We start from the raw sequence: 14,743 nt of genomic DNA, 5'->3' as shown, positions 1-14,743 counted from the left end.
TCGTCCTGCTCATCGTGCACCACCCATCAGGTCGGCCAGCGAGTCGGCCATGCGGACGTCGGCCCGCACGAGCCGGCCCTCGGCGTCGCGGCCGGGTGCGGGACCCAGCCGGCTGGGGACGTTCTTCGGACCACGGACGTTGGACGCGGCGGCGCCCGAGCGGCAGCCCGCGTCGCGGTTGAACGACTGGCCCGACGAGGTGTCCGTGCCGCGTCGCGGGGCGGTGCCGCCGTAGCCCGTCGTGCACGGCAGCGGCGAGAAGTAGGACTGCGAGAGGGCGAGGTTGATGCCGCGCGAGCCCGTGATGGTCCAGCCGATGCTGAACGCCCGGGGGGCGGTGACCAACGCGTCCTGGACGCCGTTCGCGTTGATGCCGAACACCTGCGCCGGCGTGACCAGGTTGGCGAGCACGACGCCGAGGGGGCGGCCGACCTCCTGGAAGAGGGTGTCGATCTCGCGGGCCGCCGCCGGCGTGTTGTCGATGAGGGTGCGCAGGTCCCCGTCGGACGACTCGAGCGTCGCGGCGATGGTCGACAGGTCGGCGCTGAAGGAGCGGATGCTCTGCGACGACGCCTCCTGCGTGCGCAGCACGCGGTCGGAGTTCTCGATGAGCCCGCGGGTGACGACGAAGTTGCGGTCGGCGGCCTTCTGGAACCGCTGGGAGCTCTCCAGCAGCGACCCGAAGTCGAGCGCGACGCCCTGCGTCGCGTCGTAGCCCTCGTCGATGACCGACGTGAGCGCCTCCTTCGGCACGGACCCGACGAACTTCTCCCCCGAGCGGAGCAGGGTGTCGATGTCGGGCGGCTGCGACTCGGCGCCCGCGCTCAGCCGGTCGCCGTCCCTCAGGGCCGCGCCACCGGCCGTGCCGCCCTGCAGGTCGACGTACTGCTCGCCGATCGCGGAGCGGTTGACCACCTTCGGGCTGGCGTCCGCGGGGATGCGCGGCGCACCGCCCTCGATGGACATCGTGATCCGTACGCCGTCGTCGGTGGGCTCGAGCCGGTCGATCCGACCGACGGGCACGCCGCGGTAGGTGACCTGACCGTTCTCGAACGCTCCGCCTGCGGCGGGCAGGGTGGCCGTGACCGTGTAGCCGGTCGAGAAGGGGTCGAGCCCCACGTACTTGAGGCCGAGGTAGGAGGTGGCGAGCAGCCCGAGGACCACGAACGCCACGATCTGCGCCTTGATGCGTCCGGTCAGCATCACTGCTCACCCTCTCGCGGGCTGGTGGACGGCTCGGCCGACGACGTCGCCGAGGGCGACGGGGTGGGCGTGCGGTCCGGGGTGGGCACGGTGGCGCTCGGGACCGGCATCGACGGCCTCGGAGAGCCCGGGGCCGGCGACGACGTCGGGGGCAGCAGGCTCGGCGGCGCCTCGTCGGACTCCGCGCCGTCGCCACCCTCGGCGGCGTCGCGCTGACGCTGGAGCAGCTGCTTCGGATCGAGGGCCTTCCCCTGGCCGCTGACGGAGCCGCCCTTCGGGTAGTTCGGGTCCTCGACCTGCGGCCACGCGCAGCCGGCGGCCTGGCAGCCGGCCGGGAGCGTGCGGAAGTTGGTCTCGACGAAGACGTTCAGGTAGTCGCCCTTGATGGCCCCGAGCACCGAGTCGGGGAACGGGTAGGTCAGCAGGATCTCGAGCGACTCGGGCAGGTCGCGACCGGAGCGGGCGAGCTGGTCGAGGATCGGGTCGAGCGCCTTGAGGTCGGCGACGATGTCGTCCTGGCTCTTGTCGAGCACGTCGACGGTGACGGTCGAGAGCCGGTCCAGCGACGACAGCATGGCCACCAGCTCCTTGCGCTGGTCGACGAGCACCTGCATGCCGGGCGACAGCCCGTCGAGGGCGTTCGCGATCTTGTCCTGGTCGGCCTGCAGGTTCTTCGACAGCCGGTCGAGCCCGTCGAGCGCCGCAGTGATCGACTCCTTGCGGTCGTCGAGCGTCGTGACGAACTGGTCCATCTGCCGCAGGAACGCCTTGATCTCCTCGGGCCGGCCGGTCGAGACCTGCTGCAGCTCGCGGGAGATCTCCTGGAACTGGCCGATGCCGCCGCCGTTCAGGACCATCGACAGCGAGCCCAGCACCTGCTCGACCTCCGCCGCCTGCGACGTGTCGGCGAGACCGAGCCGCGTGCCGTCGCCGACGGGTCGGCCGGCCTGCGGTGTCGAGGGTCGCACGAGGGCGACGTACTTCTCGCCCAGCAGCGAGGTCTGCTCGAGCCGGGCGACGGTACCGGCCGGCAGCTGGGCGTCGCGGTTGACCAGGAGGGACACCCGCGCGCTGCGGCCGTCGGGGTTGAGCCGGATGCGGTCGACCCGTCCCACGGCGACGTCGTCGACCTTGACGCTCGACTGCGGCACGAGGTCGAGGACGTCGTCGAAGTCGGCGGTGATGTGCATCGGACGCGAGCCGACGTCGGCGCCGCCGGGCAGCGGCGTGTCGTAGACACCACCGCTGATCATCCCGCAGCCGGACAGCGTGGCGAGCCCTGCTGCGGCGACGGCGACGGCGAGCCGTCGGGTGAGCCGGCTCATCGGTTCGTCCCCGGCAGGAGGGTGGGCGCGTCGCCGCCCGGCGCCCAGATCGACGCCTCGTTGAGGTTGCCGCGGCCCGTGAGGGCCTTGCGCTGGGGGTCGTAGGCCCGCAGGAAGTTCTGCAGGACGAGCGGCACGAGCCGCACCGTCTCCTCCAGCGCCTGGCGCTGGTTGACGAGCACCCGGGTCGGGCCCTGCAGGTTCTCGACGCTGGTGCGCAGCGCTCCGCGGTTGTCGCGGATGAAGTCGTCGACGATCGCGAGCGCCTGGCCGAGGTTGTCGATCGCGGCGGCGAGGTCGCCGCTGCTGTCGGCGAGGTAGTCGTTGACCTCGGCGAACTGGCGGTTGACGTTGGCGACCGACGTGTCGTTCTCCACCAGCATGTCGTTGAACTCCTTGACGTTGCCGATCGTCGCGAAGAGGTCGTCGCCGGAGTCGGCCAGCGTTCCCGACGCGTCGCCGAAGTCGCTGATCAGCTGGTTGATCTTGGTGCCCTGGCCGCGCAGGTTGCGGTCGGCGACGTCGAGGAAGCGCGACAGCGCGCCGTCGCGGTTCGCGCCGTCCGGGCCGAGCTTCTCGCTGACGTCGGTGAGGCTGGCGTAGAGGTCGTCGATCTCGACCGGCACGGCGGTGCGGTCGATCGGCAGCACGGCGCCGTCAGGCAGCTCGGGGCCCGACACCCACGGCTTCGTCAGCTGCACGAACCGGTCGGACACCAGCGTGGGCGCGACGATGACCGCGGCGGTGTCGTCGGCGGCCGCCTCACCGTGGTCGAGACGCATCGTCACGGTGACGCCCGCGGGACCGGGGTCGACACCCGTGACCTTGCCGACCGGGACGCCCAGCATCTGCACGTCGGAGCCGACGTACAGCCCGACGCTGGACTCGAAGACTGCCTTGACGGTGGTGCGGTCGCGGTCGGCGGTGGCCCGCCAGCCGACGGTGGCCACGACGGCGAGCGCCACGACGACGGCGAGCACGAGGCTGCGGCGTCTCACTGGCCGCCTCCCTTCTTCGGCTTGCAGTCCCGGACGACGTCGTTGCGCAGCTCGGGGCTGCCGGAGGAGTCGAACAGGCCGCAGATGTAGGAGTCGATCCACGGACCGTTGCCGGTGGCCGACGCGAGCGTGCGGTAGTACGGGGCCAGACGTCGCAGCGACGCCTCGAGCTGCCCCTGGTTGGCCTGCAGGATCCGCGCGACCTGGTCGAGCTTGGCCAGGGCGGGACGCAGCTGGGCCTCGTTGTCGCGGACCAGACCGACGAGCTGGGTGCCGAGGCGCTTGGTGCCGTCGAGCAGGGCCTGGACGGTCTGGCGGCGGGCGGCGAGCTCGTCGAGGAGCGCGCTGCCGTCCTGCAGCAGCTTCGCGAACTCGGCGTTGCGGTCCTTGAGGGTGCCGCTGACCTCTCGGGTCGACTTCAACAGCCGGGCGAGCTCGTCGTCGCGCTTGGCGATGACGCGCGAGAGGTCGGTGAGGCCCGAGACCGATTCGCGGACGGCCTTCGGCGTGTCCTGGAACGCGTCGGACAGGACGTCGAGGCTGGTCTCGAGCTGATCGGTGTCGATGGCGCCGATCGTGTCGGACAGGTCGGAGAAGGCGGCGTTGACGTCGTAGGGGGTGCTCGTGCGCTGCAGCGGGATGGGACCGTCGAGCTCCCCCGCGCCGAGCGGGTCGACCGCCAGGAACTTCTGGCCCAGCGTCGTCTTGACCTTGATCGCGGCGCGCGACTGCGGGCCGATCCGCACCCCCTTGGCGCGGAAGGTGACGAGCACCGACGCGCCGTCGAGGTCGAGGTCGGTGACCTCGCCGACCTTGACGCCGGCCACGCGCACCTCGTTGCCGGGCTTGAGGCCGCCCGCCTCCGCGAAGCGCGCCTGGTGGGTGGCGCCACCGCCGACGACGGGGAGCGCCTGCGCGTTGAACGCCAGGAGGAACACGACGGCCATCACGGTGAGCCCGACGACCGCGATCCACACGCGGTTGCGCTCCCCGAACGCGGTCGGGAAGGAGCGGGCCTTGCGGGACGGGCTCATGCGGTGCACCTCTTCGCGACCGGCTTGGCGCCGAGATCGCCGAAGTAGCCCTCGGGCCGCGGGATGACGCCGGTGATCTCGCACTCGTAGAAGTTGATCCAGGACCCGTACGACGCGGTGCGGCCGATCCGGTCGAGCTTGACGGGCAGCCGCGCGAAGAACGTGTTCAGCGTGTCCTCCGCGTCGGCCAGCTGCGCCGACAGGTCACCGAGGGACCCGATCGACGCCTTGAGAGGCTGGCGGCCCTCCTCCAGCAGGTTCGAGACGCTGGTCGTGAGCCGGCCCATGCCGTCGAGGGTGTCGCCGATCGTCTTGCGGTCCTCGGCCAGCCCCGAGACGAGCTGCTGGAGGGTGACGATCGTGCGGTCGAGCTCGTCGGTGCGGCCGTTCACGGTGTCGAGCACCTGGGTGAGGTTGTCGATCAGCTCGCCGATGACCCGGTCCTTCTGCGCGAGCGTCGACGTGAGGCTCGCGGTGCTCGACAGCAGACCCTCGACGGTGGCGCCCTCCCCCTGGAAGACGGCGATGATCTGACCACTCAGCGCGTTGACGTCCTTCGGGTCGAGGAACTGCATGAGCGGCTGGAACCCGTTGAACAGCATGGTCAGATCGAGCGCGGGGCGGGTCTCGCGCAGCCCGAAGGTGTGACCGGCGGGCAGCGAGCCGTCCGTGCTGGTCTCCGGCGGCTCGAGGGAGATGTAGCGCTGGCCGACGAGGTTGCGGAACCGCAGCTGCGCGATCGTGCCGCGTGGCAGCCGCACCGCGTCCTGCACGGTGAACTCGACGCCGGCGACCCGGTTGTCGTGCACGCGCACGTCGGTGACGGTGCCGACCTTGACGCCGGCCATACGGATGTCGTCGCCGCGGTTCAGGCTGGTGGCGTCGGAGAACAGCGCCGTGTAGCGGCTCGTGGAGCCGGGCGTGGAGTTGCGGATGGTGCCCGCGAGCATGACGGTGGCGAGCACCGTGACGACGGTGAACACCACGCTCTTGACGATCGTCGCCCTCATCGCAGCTCCACCTCCGTGCCGCGCAGCGTCGGGCCGACGAGCAGGCTGGCCCAGCGCGGGTAGTCGTCGGGGCTCATGCCCTGGCTCGGGCCCATGAGCTCGGCGATGAGCTGGTTCTCGGCCGGGGAGTTCGCGTCGTCCAGGCCTGGCGACGCGACTGCGGACGCACGGGTGTCGTAGGCCGGCGGCGCGATCGCGGCGGGCTGGGCCGACGAGGCCGCCGCACGGGATCCGGCGCCGGTGGGCACGTAGGGGCACGACGGCGTGCCGCCACCGCCGAACCGGGGCGTGTCGCGACCCGGCTGGTAGCCGCTGCGCGGCGGGCTGACGTTGAGCACGACCTTCAGGCCGGGCTTGCTCGTGCCCTTGCCGAGCGCCTTGTCCATCCGGGGGATGAACTGGCGCGCCGAGCGCAGCAGGCACGGGAAGGTGCGGGCGTAGGGCGCGGCGGCCTCGAGCGCCTTGCGGCTCTCTCCGGAGAGGATCTCGATGGTGTTGGCGTTGGACGCCACCCAGCCGCGGCTCTCGTCGGCCGACGCGATGACCCGCTGGTACACCTCGGTGAGCGCCGAGCCCTTGTCGACGAGGGTGCTGGACGTGGTGGTGAGGTCGTCGAGCGCGGTCAAGAGGTCGGGCGCGGCGTCGGCGTAGGTGTCGGCGACGGTGGCGAGCCGGCCGAGGTCCTCGGTGAGCAGGGGGACGCTCGGCTGCAGCCGTTGGACGTACTCGCCCCACGCCTGCAGGGTGTCGCCGAGCTCGCCGCCGCGGCCGCGCAGCATCGTGGCCAGCTCGTTGAGCGTGGCCTGCAGCTTCTCCGGCTGGATGGACTTCAGCAGCGGCAGGAGCTCGTCGAGCACCTTCTGCAGCTCGATCGCGTCGGACGAGGCGTCCTGGTGGATCGTGGCACCGGCCTCGAGGTGGTCGCCGGCCGACGCCGACGTCGACTGCAGGTCGACGTACCGCTCGCCGAAGAGCGTCTTGGGCAGCAACCGGGCCGTGGTGTCGGGCGACAGCCGCTTCAGCACGTCGGGCTTGAGGGCGAGCGTGAGCACGGCACCGTCGGGAGCGGTGCTGATCTTGGCGACCTCGCCGACCGGCACGCCGTGCAGCTTCACGTCCGACCCCTTCTGCAGGGCGTTGCCGACCGAGTCGGTCCGCAGCTCGACGTCGGAGCGCGGCACGAACGCGCGGTTGTAGGCGAGCACCGCACCGCCGACCAGCGCGACGACGACCAGCCCGTAGGTGAGCCCGAGCAGCACGTCGACCCAGCGCGGCGCCTCGCGACGGCGCGCGCTCATCCGGCGATCCTCACGGTCGTGGTGGTGCCCCAGAGCGCCATGGAGAGGACCAGGTCGAGCACGGCCACCGTGACGATGCTGCGACGGACCGCCGTGCCCACGGCGATGCCGACGCCGGCGGGGCCACCGTGTGCGGTGAACCCGAGCCGGCAGTGGATGAGGATGATCAGCACCGCGAACACGAGCACCTTCGCGAACGACAGCAGGATGTCGATCGGCGGCAGGAACAGCGAGAAGTAGTGGTCGTAGGTGCCGGCCGACTGCCCGTGCAGGTACACCGTGACCATGCGCGCACCGAAGTAGGAGGTGAGCAGGCCGATGACGTACAGCGGGATGATCGCGATGAATCCGGCGACCACGCGGGTGGTGACGAGGTAGGGCACGCTGGGCACCGCCATGACGGTGAGCGCGTCGACCTCCTCGTTGATGCGCATGGCGCCGAGCTGGGCGGTGAACCCCGAGCCGACCGTGGCCGACAGCGCGAGCGCCGCGACGAGCGGGGCGATCTCGCGGGTGTTGAAGTAGGCCGAGATGAAGCCGTTGAGCGCCGACGTGCCGATCTGGTCGAGTGCGGCGTAGCCCTGCATGCCGACGACGCTGCCCACGAACAGCGTCATGCCCAGCATCACGCCGATGGTGCCGCCGATGACGGCGAGGGCGCCGGAGCCGAAGCTGACCTCCGAGAGCAGACGCAGCACGTCGCGCGGGTAGCGCTTGACCGTGGCCGGGATCCAGGCGAGCACGCGACCGTAGAAGCGCAGCTCGGCACCGGCCGACGCGATCGCGTCGAGCGGACGGTCCCACCAGCGCGGCGGCCGGTCGTCGACTCCGAGCTCGGCGAGCGTCGGCTCGGGACGCGGCGCGCGGGCACCGGGACCCTGGGCGGGCGTGAGCGTCATGTCAGGCTCCCTTGCCCGGGACGAGCTGCAGGTACAGCGTCGTGACGACGAAGTTCACGAAGAACAGCAGCAGGAACGTGATGACGACTGACTGGTTCACCGCGTCGCCGACGCCCTTCGGCCCCGGCGCGGTGTTGAGGCCGCGGTGGCAGGCGACGATGCCGGCGATGAAGCCGAAGATCACGGCCTTGAGCTCACCGACCCACAGGTCGGAGATCTGCGCGAGGGCGGTGAAGCTGGCCAGGTAGGCACCGGGCGTGCCGCCCTGGACCATGACGTTGAAGACGTAGCCGCCGACCACGCCGACGACGGACACCAGACCGTTCAGCAGGACGGCGGCGCCGATGCACGCGAGCACCCGCGGCACGACGAGCCGCTGGACGGGGTCGACGCCGATGACCCGCATGGCGTCGATCTCGTCGCGGATGCGCCGCGAGCCGAGGTCGGCGCAGATCGCCGCGCCGCCGGCACCGGCGATCACCAGGCTGGTGACGATGGGTGCCGCCTGCTGGACGACGGCGAGCACGCTGGCCGCGCCGGTGAAGGACTGCGCGCCGACCTGGACGGTCAGGGTGCCGAGCTGGAGCGCGATGACGGCACCGAACGGGATGGCCACGAGGATCGCGGGGATCCAGGAGACGCTCACGACGAACCAGAACTGCTCGAGGGTCTCGCGCGCCGCGAACGGCCGGCGGAAGGTCGCGCGGGTGGCGTCGAGCGCGAGGGCGAAGACGTCGCCGGTCGCGGTCAGGGAGCGGGTGACCGCCCCCGACGTCGGATTCGCCTCCGCTCGGTGGGTGTCGTCGTCGTCGGCCACGTAGAGGGGCGCGTTGCCGGCGCTGACCCGCTCGCGGTGCCGGACCGAGCTGGGTCGTGCCACGCCGGAGCGCGGCTCGAGCTGACGCGGCAGCACCTCGATGGCCCGGGCGCCGCCGCCGCGGATCGGCCCGCCCGGCCCGTAGTCGACAGGCTCGTCGAAGAGGTCGATCGTGCGGTGGTCGTTCTCCTCGCTCATGCCGATCGGACCCTCGGGGTCGCCGCTCATGAACTGGCTGACGACGGGGTGGTCGGTGAGGAGGAACTCCTCGCGCGGCCCGAACATCACGAGCTCGCGACGGTAGAGCATGCCCAGGTTGTCGGGCAGCGTGCGGGCGAGCTCGATGTTGTGGGTGACGACGAGCATGGTCGCGTCCGTCGCGGTGTTCACGTCGACGAGCAGCTGCGCGAGGTTGGAGGTGCGGACCGGGTCGAGGCCGGAGTCGGGCTCGTCGATGAGGATGATCTCGGGGTCGGTGACGAGCGCGCGGGCGAGACCGGCGCGCTTCTTCATGCCGCCGGAGATCTCGCCGGGCACCTTGTGCTCCGTGCCGAGCAGGCCGACCATGTCGAGCCGGTCGAGCACGACCTGGCGGATCTCGTCCTCGCTCATCCGGGTGTGCTCGCGCAGCGGGAAGGCGACGTTGTCGTAGACGTTCATCGAGCCGAACAGGGCGCCGTCCTGGAAGAGCACGCCGAACTTCTTGCGCAGCTCGAGGCGGTGGGCCTCCTTCACCGAGACCATGTCGACCCCGTCGATGAGCACCTCGCCCCGCTCTGGGTCGACGATCCCCATGAGGGACTTGAGGAAGACCGACTTGCCCGTGCCCGACGGGCCCAGCAGCGCGGTGATCTCCCCCGGCGGCAGCGTGAGCGTGACGTCGTGCCAGATGTTCTGGCGGCCGAAGGTCTTGGTCAGCCCCCGTACCTCGACGCTTCCGCCCATGGTGTCCTCGTCCCTCCGTCGACCGTCCGCGGGACGCGTGCACGATGCGTCCAACCGTGGCGACCGTAGGTGTGTCGTGCGCCACCCCGCCAGGGCCGCACCCCACCCGGAGCAAACTTCACCTTTTCGTAACCTTTGCTTGTCAGGTGCATGACAACTTTCGATCGCCGCCGCCTCCGCGGTCGTCGACCGCGCGGGTTCGGCTACCCATGAGTCGCAGGACGGGCACGTCGCGGTGCCGACGATCTCGCGTCGCACCCCGCGCCAGGCGAGGTCTCCGTGGTCCGCGCGCGTCGCTGCCACGACCTAGGGGACTGGGTTGTGCTACTGATCCGTCTGTCGACCGATGAGTCGCACTAGGACACGCTGCCTGCGTGAGCGAGCCACTGCAGCACGTCGTCGGGCAGCGCCTGCGCGCGCACCGCCAGCGGCTGGGCCTCAGCCAGGAGAAGCTGGCCGACCAGCTCGGCTACCACCGCACGTACCTCGGATCGGTCGAGCGCGGCGAGCGCAACCTGACGCTCGTCAGCCTCGAGCAGCTGGCCGAGCGGCTCGGCGTCGACCCGCTCGACCTGCTCCGACCCTGACACCTCCCGTCGGCCTCTCAGGAAGTTGTAACCCGCGTCACAACTTCCTGATCGATTCGTCCCCTCCCCCTCCTCGACCCTGGACTCGTCCCGGCACGGTCCGTTGACTGACGCTCGAGGGAACGTCCGAGCGCCCCCGCACTGCGCCCGGACACGAGCGAGGGGGAGACACATGACCGCATTGACCCACCACGGCTCCGACAGGGAAGCCACCCGTACGTCCACCCGCACCAGCCTGCGCGAGGCGCTCGGGCTGCCGCTGCTGCCCGCCGACGTCGTCGCCGCCTACCGGCCGCGCTCGGTGGAGCTGACCCGGCGCATCGTCGAGCGCATCCGCGCCGAGGTGGCCGGCTTCGCCGCGCAGGGCGACCCGAAGATCCACCTCGGCATCGACGAGGCGATCCGTCGCGCCGTCGAGCTGTTCGTCGACACGATCGCGGGAGCCCCGACCCAGGGCACGGAGGTGTTCACCTTCTACCAGTGGGTCGGTAGCTACCAGTCGACGGCGGGACTGAACCTCGACGCGATGCGCGCGGCACACCAGATCGCGACGCAGGAGTCGTGGACCGACCTGCAGCTCGCGGCGAGCGAGCTGGGCCAGTCGGCCGAGGTCGTCAGCGCCCTCGGCGCGGGCCTGCTCGCCTACCAGAAGCGGCTCTTCGAGCACGCCGTGCGCGGGTTCGCCCGGGCCAGCGCCCGCGCTCGCCGCGACCACGACGAGGGCCGCGCGGCCATGCTCGTCGGGCTGCTGCGCGGCACCTGCCCGTCGGAGCTGGCGATGCTGGCGGAGCGATGTTCCTGGACGCTCCCCGACGAGGTCGTCGTCGCGGTCACCCGCGACACTGAGGAGACGACACGCCTGGCCAGCACCTTCACCGGGGCGCTCTCCGGCGTGCAGCACGGCCGACTCATCGTCGTGGCCGCGCCGGACGTCACGCACGCGCTCGCCCGCGACGTCGCGGACCGCACCGGCGAGGCGGTGTCGCTCGCGTGGAGCGTGCCCCCGGCCCAGACCCACCTGGCGTGCCGTTGGGCGTCGCGCGGTCTCTCGCTGCTGCAGGAGGGCGTGATCTCGGCGGCCGCCGACGGCCTGGTGGAGGTGGAGCAGCACCAGGACCTGCTGTGCACGCACGCCGACCCCGCCCTGCGGCGCCTGCTCGACGAGCGCGAGCTCGCGCCGCTGCTCGCCCAGACCCCGAAGCGGCGCATGGCGCTCGCCGAGACGTTGCTGCTGTGGCTGCAGACGCACCACAGTGCTCCGGCCCTGGCGTCCGAGCTGGGCGTGCACGACCAGACGGTGCGTCACCGCCTGCGTCGCCTGCGCGACCTCTTCGGCTCGCGCCTGGAGGACCCCACCCAGACGGCGACGCTCCTCAACGCACTGGAGTCGAGCATGCTGCGGTGGCGCCGCGCGGTCTGACCGCGCGGAAGGTGGCGCGGGCCCAGGAGGCTGTCGTCTCGGCAGATCGGAAGGCGTTCCCGAGCCCGCGCCACCTTCAGGATACCGATGCGTAGCAGCCTGAAAAGGCTTCGTCCACGAGCCGTCCCCTAGCGTCGGCCGCCTGCTCGCCTCAGCCTCGACTCGAGTCTCACGACCCGCTGATGTTGATGTCGCCGTCCGGCGAGGTGAGCTGGAGCCTCATCGAGAGGTTGATGGGCTGACCGTTCCGCACCTGCCCCAGGCAGCCGACCACACCGGACGTCGTGAGATCACCGGTGAAGCCCCTCTCCTCGATGACCAGCTGCTGCGTGGCCTCGTTGAAGGAGGCGGCGGCGCGACCGCTCACCGTGATCGAGCAGACGGCGTTCCTCCAGGTGAGACTGAGGTGGTCCAGGTGGCCCTCCACCACGTCCGCCGCTCCGGACGTCGCAGGTCCGTCGGCATGGAACTGCCACTCGCCGGCCGTCGTGGTGGCCATGGCTCCCCCAGGGAACGTGCAGCCCCGGAAGTCGAACGTGGGGAACCGCAGGATGTCCGTGACCGGGTACCCGGCCTGCGCCGCGGCCAGAGCCGAGGCCCGTACGGTCGCCGAGGTGCAGCCCCAGGTGAGTGTGGGGGACGCCCAGCCGACGGACATCGTCGTCGTGGCGGTGATGGGGTGAGCAGCTGTCGCTGAGTTCCCACCGATGGCAACGCGGTAGGCGTTACCGGTCGCGACTGCCGGGCCCACTCCGGCGGCGAGGGCGAGAGCTGCGGCAGCGGCACCGAGGGCTCGTCGCGAGATACGCGTGATCGTCATGAGTCCTCCTGGACTGAAAGGGATGGTCGGTGTCACTTCGCGGCCATCAGCGGAACATCAGGCATCAGGAGCCGGCCGCCCGACCTCACGACCCGCTGATGTTGACGGCACCGTCGGGCGAGGTGAGCTGCAGGGTCATGCTGAGGTTCATCGCCTGCCCGTTCTGCACCTGGCCAAGACATCCCTGGACCTGTGAGATCTTGAGGTTCCCCGTGAAGCCGGACTCATCGACGGTCAGCTGCTGCGAAGCCTCGTTCAGCGACGCTCGCATGGAACCGCTGACCGTGAAGTCACAGATCGCGTTCCGTGCTCTGATGGTGACGCCATCGATCCGGCCCTGGACGACGTCGCTGCTCCCCGACGTGGCCGGACCGGTGACGTGGAAGGCCGCCGGAGCGGTCAACGACGTCGCAATCGATCCTCCGGGCCATACGCAGCTGAACAGCAGTGCGCGGATCTGTAGGACGTCGGTCACGCCCGCGCCGGAGCTGACGTCCGACACAGGGCTCGCCGGGATCCTTGCCTGCGTGCAGCTCCAGGCCAGGATCGGCGAAGCCCATGAGACGACCTCGGAAGTGGCGGCCGTGACGGAGTGCGCCCCCGGCACAGAGGACCCGCCAACGGCGACGGTGACGCTGTTCCCCGCCGCAGTTGCCGGGCCGAACCCGACGGAGAGGGCGAGGGCGGCGGCAAGAGCCAGGATGGTGCGACGTGCGATGCGTGGGACGGCCATGAGGACTCTCCTTCTCGAGCAGTTCCGGAGCAGGTCGGCCCCGCGTCGGACGTGACGCGGGGCCGACCTGGACGGAACGGGACTACTCCGCGATGACGCCGTTCGTCACCGTGATGTCGACGGTGTTGCCCGAGCCGGGCACCAGGCTGTTGATCAGCGGGGTGTTGATGCCGCAGTTCTCGAACTTGCCGATCGTGTAGGTGCCGACGAGCTCGCCGCCGTTGATGAGGTCGAAGCCCTCGTCCGGGCGCGTGCCGACGGGAATGGTGACGGGCACCTTGGTCTGGCACTTCGAACCGGCGAACGTCGGGAAGCCGGCGACCTTGATGTTCGACAGCTTCACGTAGTACGTCGCGGTGGAGCTGACCTGCGCCTGCGTCTGCGTCAGGTTGATGTTGCCCGTCAGCGGCGCGGCCTCGACGAAGTCGACGTTCGCCTTGACCGGGAGGAACCCGGCGATCTTGAACTCGGTCGAGGTGCCAGGCAGGGGCAGCGAGCCGGTGAAGTCACCGGTGTCGATGTCGAGGTCGGTGCGCAGCGTGGTGGGGCCGAGCGCGACGTCGGAGTTCGTCTTCGCGATGTGCGACGTGCCCTGGGCGTCGTAGTTGATGGTGACGATCGTGGCGGCGTGTGCCGCCAGCGGGACGAGCGCGACGGCCGCGCCGGTGGCTGCCACGGCAGCGCGCTGGCGCCAGCGGGCGGTGGGGGTGGTGGTCATGTGTGCTCCTTGGGAGGTGGGCGCCCCTGGGCCGCTGCGCGGACCGCGACGCGGAGATCGAGCCGTGAGTTCTCGGAGGTGCTGGAGGGGCGTCGAGCACGTGCTCCACGCCCCGTGGGGATGCGGGTGGGGCCGAGGTTCGCTCGACCCCACCCGACGTCGCTGGCGAGTCCGTCAGGTTCAGCTGACGTTGATGGCGCCGTCGGGCGACGTCACCTGGAAGTTGCCGGTGAAGTTCGCGGACTGACCGTTCTGCACCTGGCCGAGGCAGCCGGTCACGTTCGAGACCTTCAGGTTGCCCGTGAAGCCGGTCTCGTTGACGTTGAGCTGCTGGTTGGCCTCGTTGAAGCTGCCGTTGGCGGAGCCGGTGACGGTGAAGCGGCAGACGGCGTTCGAGACGACAGCGGTGATGTTCTCCACGTGACCACTCACGACGTCGGACGAGCCGCTGGTGGCGGCGCTCGTGCCGTGCAGCTTCCAGGAGCCGCTGGTGGTGACCGTGAGGCTCCCGCCGGGGCCCGTGCAGCCGCTGAAGTTGATCTTGTTGATGGCGGCGATGTCGACCACGCCGGTGCCCGAGGACACCGTCGAGGCCGGCGACGACGGAACGGCCGCGCTGGTGCAGCTCATGCTGAGGGTGGGGACCGCGAAGCTGAGCGATCCCGTCGACGCAGCGGTGATGTTGTGGGTCCCGGCAGCGGAGCTGCCGCCGACCGCGACGGTGTAGGAGCTGCCGGTGGCGAGCGCCGGACCCGCCGCCGCGACTCCTGCGAGAGCGAGGGCGGCGGTACCGATGGCTGCGTGCTTGATCTTCATGGTGTTCCTTCCGATCTGCCGATGAGGTCATGTGACCGCGGTCACGACCCCATGGCGTCACAGCCGACCTCGACCCGGCAAGCCCTCTTCCAGTCCGAGCGAACGAACGCGCGCAAAATT

General features: G+C 70.7%; 14 protein-coding genes. 2 read left to right on the top strand and 12 right to left on the bottom strand.

Features of this window, described 5'->3' with window-relative positions; translation table 11 throughout:
• Positions 1-9: 9 nt before the first annotated feature.
• From A6Q81_RS13115 to A6Q81_RS17390, 8 genes are read right to left on the bottom strand one after another with little or no spacing between them, the layout of a single operon-like run.
• Complete coding sequence (locus A6Q81_RS13115) at positions 10-1,203, bottom strand: MlaD family protein (protein ID WP_286690731.1); 1,194 nt, start codon at positions 1,201-1,203, stop codon at positions 10-12.
• The gene (locus tag A6Q81_RS13110; RefSeq protein ID WP_286690730.1) at positions 1,203-2,528 is read right to left on the bottom strand and encodes an MCE family protein; all 1,326 of its coding nucleotides are present in this window, start codon (positions 2,526-2,528) and stop codon (positions 1,203-1,205) included. Before A6Q81_RS13110 ends, A6Q81_RS13115 begins: the two co-directional genes overlap by 1 nt.
• Complete coding sequence (locus tag A6Q81_RS13105) at positions 2,525-3,526, bottom strand: MCE family protein (protein ID WP_286690729.1); 1,002 nt, start codon at positions 3,524-3,526, stop codon at positions 2,525-2,527. Before A6Q81_RS13105 ends, A6Q81_RS13110 begins: the two co-directional genes overlap by 4 nt.
• Entirely contained in the window at positions 3,523-4,560 is a 1,038-nt protein-coding gene (locus tag A6Q81_RS13100) for an MCE family protein (protein ID WP_253024212.1), read from the bottom strand. The genes A6Q81_RS13105 and A6Q81_RS13100 overlap by 4 nt, the downstream gene beginning before the upstream one ends.
• A complete protein-coding gene (locus A6Q81_RS13095; protein ID WP_286690728.1) occupies positions 4,557-5,570 on the bottom strand; it encodes an MCE family protein in 1,014 nt (337 codons plus the stop codon). Before A6Q81_RS13095 ends, A6Q81_RS13100 begins: the two co-directional genes overlap by 4 nt.
• Positions 5,567-6,868: an MCE family protein gene (locus A6Q81_RS13090; RefSeq protein ID WP_286690727.1), complete on the bottom strand. Its 1,302-nt coding sequence runs from the start codon at positions 6,866-6,868 to the stop codon at positions 5,567-5,569. The genes A6Q81_RS13095 and A6Q81_RS13090 overlap by 4 nt, the downstream gene beginning before the upstream one ends.
• On the bottom strand, positions 6,865-7,767 hold the full coding sequence (locus A6Q81_RS13085) for an MlaE family ABC transporter permease (protein WP_083516164.1): 903 nt from the start codon (positions 7,765-7,767) through the stop codon (positions 6,865-6,867). The genes A6Q81_RS13090 and A6Q81_RS13085 overlap by 4 nt, the downstream gene beginning before the upstream one ends.
• Position 7,768: 1 nt before the next feature.
• Positions 7,769-9,529: an ABC transporter permease gene (locus tag A6Q81_RS17390; protein ID WP_067853511.1), complete on the bottom strand. Its 1,761-nt coding sequence runs from the start codon at positions 9,527-9,529 to the stop codon at positions 7,769-7,771.
• 374 nt (positions 9,530-9,903) lie between these two features.
• Between A6Q81_RS17390 and A6Q81_RS13070 the strand changes: the two genes are divergently transcribed.
• Together A6Q81_RS13070 and A6Q81_RS13065 are read left to right on the top strand one after the other, a co-directional pair.
• Positions 9,904-10,116 carry a helix-turn-helix domain-containing protein gene (locus A6Q81_RS13070; RefSeq protein WP_286690726.1) on the top strand — a complete coding sequence of 71 codons (213 nt, stop codon included), beginning with the start codon at positions 9,904-9,906 and terminating at the stop codon, positions 10,114-10,116.
• Positions 10,117-10,288: 172 nt separating this feature from the next.
• Positions 10,289-11,536, top strand: a complete 1,248-nt coding sequence (locus tag A6Q81_RS13065; RefSeq protein WP_286690725.1) for a PucR-like N-terminal domain-containing protein — start codon at positions 10,289-10,291, stop codon at positions 11,534-11,536.
• Between the two features lie 169 nt (positions 11,537-11,705).
• Here A6Q81_RS13065 and A6Q81_RS13060 read toward each other — a convergent pair whose 3' ends face one another.
• The 4 genes from A6Q81_RS13060 to A6Q81_RS13045 all read right to left on the bottom strand — a co-directional run bounded on the left by A6Q81_RS13060 (position 11,706) and on the right by A6Q81_RS13045 (position 14,623).
• The gene (locus A6Q81_RS13060) at positions 11,706-12,035 is read right to left on the bottom strand and encodes a hypothetical protein (RefSeq protein ID WP_286690724.1); all 330 of its coding nucleotides are present in this window, start codon (positions 12,033-12,035) and stop codon (positions 11,706-11,708) included.
• 406 nt (positions 12,036-12,441) lie between these two features.
• Positions 12,442-13,089, bottom strand: a complete 648-nt coding sequence (locus A6Q81_RS13055) for a hypothetical protein (RefSeq protein WP_286690723.1) — start codon at positions 13,087-13,089, stop codon at positions 12,442-12,444.
• An 82-nt stretch (positions 13,090-13,171) separates the two neighbouring features.
• Positions 13,172-13,807: a hypothetical protein gene (locus A6Q81_RS13050; RefSeq protein ID WP_286690722.1), complete on the bottom strand. Its 636-nt coding sequence runs from the start codon at positions 13,805-13,807 to the stop codon at positions 13,172-13,174.
• Positions 13,808-13,987: 180 nt separating this feature from the next.
• A complete protein-coding gene (locus tag A6Q81_RS13045; protein ID WP_286690721.1) occupies positions 13,988-14,623 on the bottom strand; it encodes a hypothetical protein in 636 nt (211 codons plus the stop codon).
• Positions 14,624-14,743 lie beyond the last annotated feature (120 nt).

Origin of the sequence: Aeromicrobium sp. REDSEA-S38_B2, assembly GCF_001628525.1 — a bacterium.
Classification (GTDB): Bacteria; Actinomycetota; Actinomycetes; order Propionibacteriales; family Nocardioidaceae; genus Aeromicrobium; species Aeromicrobium erythreum.
Note: the sequence above shows the minus strand (reverse complement) of the source record. Positions and strands in the feature narration are given on the sequence as shown.

Excerpts from the sequence above, each read along its gene's own strand:
- A6Q81_RS13115 (WP_286690731.1), bottom strand. The coding sequence starts at position 1,203 with ATGCTGACCGGACGCATCAAGGCGCAGATCGTGGCGTTCGTGGTCCTC.
- A6Q81_RS13110 (WP_286690730.1), bottom strand. The coding sequence starts at position 2,528 with ATGAGCCGGCTCACCCGACGGCTCGCCGTCGCCGTCGCCGCAGCAGGG.
- A6Q81_RS13100 (WP_253024212.1), bottom strand. The coding sequence starts at position 4,560 with ATGAGCCCGTCCCGCAAGGCCCGCTCCTTCCCGACCGCGTTCGGGGAG.
- A6Q81_RS13095 (WP_286690728.1), bottom strand. The coding sequence starts at position 5,570 with ATGAGGGCGACGATCGTCAAGAGCGTGGTGTTCACCGTCGTCACGGTG.
- A6Q81_RS13090 (WP_286690727.1), bottom strand. The coding sequence starts at position 6,868 with ATGAGCGCGCGCCGTCGCGAGGCGCCGCGCTGGGTCGACGTGCTGCTC.
- A6Q81_RS13085 (WP_083516164.1), bottom strand. The coding sequence starts at position 7,767 with ATGACGCTCACGCCCGCCCAGGGTCCCGGTGCCCGCGCGCCGCGTCCC.
- A6Q81_RS17390 (WP_067853511.1), bottom strand. The coding sequence starts at position 9,529 with ATGGGCGGAAGCGTCGAGGTACGGGGGCTGACCAAGACCTTCGGCCGC.
- A6Q81_RS13065 (WP_286690725.1), top strand. The coding sequence starts at position 10,289 with ATGACCGCATTGACCCACCACGGCTCCGACAGGGAAGCCACCCGTACG.
- A6Q81_RS13060 (WP_286690724.1), bottom strand. The coding sequence starts at position 12,035 with ATGGCCACCACGACGGCCGGCGAGTGGCAGTTCCATGCCGACGGACCT.
- A6Q81_RS13055 (WP_286690723.1), bottom strand. The coding sequence starts at position 13,089 with ATGGCCGTCCCACGCATCGCACGTCGCACCATCCTGGCTCTTGCCGCC.
- A6Q81_RS13050 (WP_286690722.1), bottom strand. The coding sequence starts at position 13,807 with ATGACCACCACCCCCACCGCCCGCTGGCGCCAGCGCGCTGCCGTGGCA.
- A6Q81_RS13045 (WP_286690721.1), bottom strand. The coding sequence starts at position 14,623 with ATGAAGATCAAGCACGCAGCCATCGGTACCGCCGCCCTCGCTCTCGCA.